The 1,054-nt window shown below is 45.3% G+C and carries 1 protein-coding gene; it reads left to right on the top strand.

From position 1 onward, the window contains the following. A partial coding sequence (locus tag EBR25_14500; GenBank protein ID NBW42179.1) for a proline--tRNA ligase occupies positions 1-380 on the top strand: 380 nt, incomplete at its 5' end. Positions 381-1,054: the final 674 nt, after the last annotated feature.

Here is a 1,054-nt window from a genome sequence, read left to right as displayed (position 1 = left end):
CTCGTATAGCAGCAGCGGTTGTTGAGGGGAGTCATGATGAAAACGGTATCATATGGCCGAAAAATATTGCGCCATATCAAGTGCACCTCATTGGTCTCAATCTAGAGAAAGAGAGTGTTCAAGAGAGGGCAGAAGAGCTCTATTCGAATCTTTGCTCTTCAAGAGTTGAGGTATTGTACGATGATAGAGAGTTGAGAGCAGGGGAGAAGTTTTCTGATGCAGATCTCATTGGTATTCCGCTTCGACTTACTGTAAGTGAACGTTCTCTTGCCAATGGGGGTGTCGAGCTTAAAGTACGGAGCCAAAAGGAAAGTGCCATCATCCCACTTGACTCGATTACGAGCTATGTCGCTGACTTTTTCGGCGAGATGGAAGCGTAGTTATTTCGGTTAAAGCCAGTAGCGTAGTTGTTTCGGCTAAAGCCAATAAGGCTAATCACAGAAAATAATGTGGATTGTATCACAGCCCTTCTCTCATTCCATGTCGTAGCACTAAGCTCAAGACGACAATGACCTCATCCTCCTCGATTACTCCTATGTGTTACGACGATATGCCTGGGAGAAGGTACGGCAGAAGTGCCAGCACTACCGGAGGAGACGCCCCAGTAATCAGGTGCCACCATCTTTTTTTACTTCGGTGGTGATGACGCGGTAAAGAGACGGGTCTTTGGTTCGTAGTAGTTTTCCCATGATATGGTGTTAATCGGAGGAGGTAGTCCTATCGGTTCGTCATCCAATGAAAAAAAGATGGTGGTACTTAAGGGGGGTAGTACGAGGGCCCATCTGAGTAGTTTGAAGGGTGAGAAGAAGTTAGCCCTTCTTATGTTACAGAAGATACTAGGCGAGTAATAACATTTCGTAGTGTGTTCCGGGGGTCAATGATCGGTTTGGAAAGAAGGAACACTATGAATTGTCATCGCGCGTCGTTTAGGTCATCTCTCTACTCATTTATTTTTGTGAAGTTCAATATAAAAAGGTTTTTGCTGAGTGTACTGGCAATAGGTGCATTTTTTTCAAGCTATCCGGGGAGTGCCAGCGCAGATTCTACGATATCG

This window comes from bacterium (assembly GCA_009926305.1).
GTDB lineage: Bacteria > Bdellovibrionota_C > UBA2361 > UBA2361 > RFPC01 > RFPC01.
Note: the sequence above shows the minus strand (reverse complement) of the source record. Positions and strands in the feature narration are given on the sequence as shown.